The 3,559-nt window shown below is 42.7% G+C and carries 4 protein-coding genes and 1 pseudogene; 3 read left to right on the forward strand and 2 right to left on the reverse strand.

Annotation, left to right across the window (positions count from 1 at the left end):
• Positions 1–140: 140 nt before the first annotated feature.
• From THEPK_RS06060 to THEPK_RS06070, 3 genes are read left to right on the forward strand one after another with little or no spacing between them, the layout of a single operon-like run.
• Positions 141–851, forward strand: a complete 711-nt coding sequence (locus THEPK_RS06060; RefSeq protein ID WP_042699545.1) for an RAD55 family ATPase — start codon at positions 141–143, stop codon at positions 849–851.
• A gap of 5 nt (positions 852–856) precedes the next feature.
• Positions 857–1,279: a hypothetical protein gene (locus THEPK_RS06065; RefSeq protein ID WP_225807239.1), complete on the forward strand. Its 423-nt coding sequence runs from the start codon at positions 857–859 to the stop codon at positions 1,277–1,279.
• Positions 1,280–1,320: 41 nt separating this feature from the next.
• On the forward strand, positions 1,321–3,006 hold the full coding sequence (locus tag THEPK_RS06070; RefSeq protein WP_042699551.1) for a DUF4910 domain-containing protein: 1,686 nt from the start codon (positions 1,321–1,323) through the stop codon (positions 3,004–3,006).
• Here the strand turns inward: THEPK_RS06070 and THEPK_RS06075 are convergent.
• Both THEPK_RS06075 and THEPK_RS06080 read right to left on the reverse strand, forming a co-directional pair.
• Positions 2,986–3,318 carry a transcriptional regulator gene (locus THEPK_RS06075; RefSeq protein ID WP_042699554.1) on the reverse strand — a complete coding sequence of 111 codons (333 nt, stop codon included), beginning with the start codon at positions 3,316–3,318 and terminating at the stop codon, positions 2,986–2,988. The two genes, THEPK_RS06070 and THEPK_RS06075, sit on opposite strands and share 21 nt — an antisense overlap.
• A gap of 68 nt (positions 3,319–3,386) precedes the next feature.
• Positions 3,387–3,559, reverse strand: a pseudogene (locus tag THEPK_RS06080) (IS6 family transposase); the annotation flags it as partial.

Below are 3,559 nucleotides of genomic sequence, written 5' to 3' on the forward strand. Positions count from 1 at the left end.
TATTCGCTTGAAAGCCCTGAAGATGTGGGGAGTCTCCGTTCCCCCCGAAAGCCAGCCAATGAAGACGGGAGGCTGGAAGCCTACCCGTTACGAAATTAACACCCTACACACACTTTACGGGTAGGCAGAACGGGAGGTACATGGAAGACATCTCAAGCGGATTCTACAGACGAATTTCTACAGGAGTGAAAGGGCTCGACGACCTTATCGGAGGAGGATTGATTCCGGGAAGAGTCTATGTTGTTACAGGCCCACCCGGGAGCGGTAAAACCACTCTCGGAATCCAGTTTCTTGTTGAAGGTGCAAAAAACTGGGAAAAGGGAGTTTATATATCTCTTGTTGACGACCCAAAGACGATAATCCAGGATATGTTTCATTATAAGTTTAATTTGCTTTCTTTCATTAGAAGCAAAAAAATAGTGATATACGACCTTAGCTCTACCATTACAGCGGGAGACAAAAAGCCTAGCTGGGGAGAAATCCTTGACGAAATAAAGATGATCATTGTTAATGAAAATGCAAAGAGAGTTGTCATAGATTCCTTCACTCCCTTGGAGCTTATGGTCAGGGATCCGGAGAACAAAAGAAGGGAACTGGTTAGGCTGATAAAACTTCTTTCTCTTATGGGTATAACGGCATTCGTGATAACAGAAATGATGGAGTCCGATAAATATACGGACGACTACTATGTAGCGAGTGGAGTAATAGTGATGCACCACTTTATGAGGAATTTCCAGATGGTCAGGGGGATTCAGATATTGAAAATGAGAGGAACTGCACATGATAGCAATATGAAAAAAGTGAGATTCACTGAAAATGGGATAGAAGTGTATAATGAAGCCCCCTGGTGATTGCTGTGACGAGGGAAGACCTGATAAAGAAGGCATACCGCTTTGGGTACTTTGTTGGTTATAAAGGACACACGGAATGGGTGTCGTGGGTAGCAAAAAAGAAGGAAGAAATTTACAGAAAAGCTGAAGATTTGGGGATATACGAGGAAGTTAAAACTGCCTACAGGAAAGGTCTTCAGGATGGAAAAGAAAGGAGAATGAGAGAAATAACACAAGGGCTGAAAAAACTTGAGGACGAAATTCTACCGGAAAAATCAAGGAAGCTAGGGGCTGAAACCGTTAAAGAAAAAGTTGAAATTGAGGAGGAGTTTCTGCAGTTTTTAAAAACTCCAAAAATTGTGGAACCCCCAGAGATACTTGCACTTACAAAAGCGCTTGATGTGCCTCAGATGTTTTCTCACCCTAAAATGCTGGGTAGAGAAGAGTAAACTTTATCCGTTCTCTTGCTTATTTTTCATTGGTGTTATCTATGAGAGAATTTTTGGAAGAAGCCGAAGTCTTTAATGCGGAAAATGTTCTGGAGTACATTTCTGAAATTGCTAAGTTCCACAGGATACAGGGCTCTAAAGAGCTTGTTGAAGCGGCTAAATACATACTGGAAGAGCTTAGGGTGAACGGCATAAAAGCAGGGCTCTTTGAGGATGTTTACGACGGAGAAAGGTGGCATTTAACGTTGGTTTCCCCTATTGCGTGGGATCTTATACATGGGGAAGTTGAGATTGTGGGGAAGAGAATAACAACCTCCAAGATGCCCCTTCTCGTAATGGCACACTCACCACCTGGAAAAGCCGAGGGGGAAGTTGTTGCAATAGAGAGGGAAGAAGACTGGGAAAACGCAAAGGGCAAAATTGTTCTTGTGAGTGAGAAATGGCATGAAAACTACAGAAAAGCAAATGAAAAAGGGGCCCTTGCGTTTATAGCCTACAGAAAAGGAACAGGCAAAGCATTTCCTTACATTGGGCTGTTTTTAGCCAAGAACGACTTGGAATGGGCAAAAATCCCTGCAGTTGCCCTAAGCGAGGAGCTTGCAAATACCATTCGTCAGAAATTAAAGAAAGGTGAAAAAGTAACGGCAAAAATCAAGGTTGAAACGCTAATTTCAGACAGCCAGGCACTTCCGATTGTTTATGCGACGGTGGGGAAACCTCCCTATGTTCTTTTTGTAGCCCATATATGCCACCCCAGACCGGGTGCAAATGACAACGCAAGCGGAGCAGCGATGCTGATTGAGCTGGCTAAGGTGCTCAATAATCTCTACAACGATTCGTTCCGCTTTGGCTTCGCTTTTCTTTGGATTCCGGAGCATTATGGAACGCAAGCGTTTATAGAGAAATATGCAAAGCTCGATGATTACTACGTGGCAATAAACCTTGACATGGTTGGGGGAAGTGAAGACAGAGCTAAATCAACGGTAATGATAATTAGAACGCCATTATCAAGATTTTCAATTGTTTCCGGAATTTTGGAGTATTTCATTGGCCTCGCGAATTCCGAAGGAGAGAGCTTTGGGGGAAGTTCTCTGCCAAAAATGAAGGCTAAAAGCTATCCTTATGAGCTCGGAAGCGATCATGATGTATTTAACTTCTTTGGAATTCCAAGTGTGATGCCCATAACCTGGCCTGACAGGTTTTATCACTCAAGCGAGGACAGTGTTGAGAAGATAAGCAAAGAAAGCCTTGAGATAATAGGAAGAGCGGTATTGGCAACTGCATTAGCCCTTGCAAAAGGAAAGAAAGAGGAGCTTGAGAGATTCGCCAGAGGTTTTACAATGAAGTATCTTGGAGAGCTCAGCATTGAAAGGGATCTCGAAGTGGCAGAAAAGTTGGTTATGCTTGGGCTGTCGAGGGATTCTAAGTTCCTAGGGCTAAACATGGGACACGAGTTTACCTTTGAGCCCTGGCTGAAGTGGAAGAAAAAAGGCATTATTTATCCAAGATCTATAAAGCAGATTGACAAGAAGAAGGGGGAGGAGCTGGGAAAAATATTGGAGGATAGGAAAATGAGTGTCTTGTTCCATGAGCTATTAATGCTCGGAGAGATAATGCCAAAAGAAGAGGCATTCAAAGCTCTGGAAGAGGAGTACGGGAAGTTCGAGAAAGAAAAGCTTGAGAAAGCGGTTGGGATATTAAGGTCTTTAGATATTATCGTTTTTTAGTTCTTTCTCAATTTCATTTATCTTTTTGACAACATTTTCCTTAAGTTTTGCCAGAAGCTCAGAAGGTGAGACTGCAGAATAAACATAGCCAAGCCAGCCCCTTTGAATGAGCTCTCTTCTGAGGACTCCTCGCTTGTACAAGTTGAAGACGTGCTCTCTAACGCTTCTCTCACTTATTCCAAGCTCTTCTTTTATTTCGGTTATTCTCATGGGGGACTTCTTCTCCAAGAGTAAGCGGTATATTCTAAGTTCGTTCTTCTTGAATCCCAGTGTTTTTAAGAGTTCCTCGATCTTATCGTACACGTCTCCCATCTTTCTCTCACACCTATGAATATTTAACTTCATAGGTTTTAAGCCTTGCGGTTTAGCTCAAGATACTGTTAGGATAACTGGGGCATCACCTCCTGAAGCCATTCAGTAACATCACCAGGCGGATCACCAAAACTAGAATGAATTCTGACAAAATTATACCAGAAGGCAAACAGAAAAACAAACCTATGAACCCTCCTCCAGTCTTTACCCCTGAAATTATTCCAGAAACGCTTCGTCCTCT

Origin of the sequence: Thermococcus sp. PK, from assembly GCF_000430485.1 — an archaeon.
In the GTDB taxonomy this organism is placed as follows: Archaea; Methanobacteriota_B; Thermococci; order Thermococcales; family Thermococcaceae; genus Thermococcus_A; species Thermococcus_A bergensis.

Excerpts from the sequence above, each read along its gene's own strand:
- THEPK_RS06060 (WP_042699545.1), top strand. The coding sequence starts at position 141 with ATGGAAGACATCTCAAGCGGATTCTACAGACGAATTTCTACAGGAGTG.
- THEPK_RS06070 (WP_042699551.1), top strand. The coding sequence starts at position 1,321 with ATGAGAGAATTTTTGGAAGAAGCCGAAGTCTTTAATGCGGAAAATGTT.
- THEPK_RS06075 (WP_042699554.1), bottom strand. The coding sequence starts at position 3,318 with ATGGGAGACGTGTACGATAAGATCGAGGAACTCTTAAAAACACTGGGA.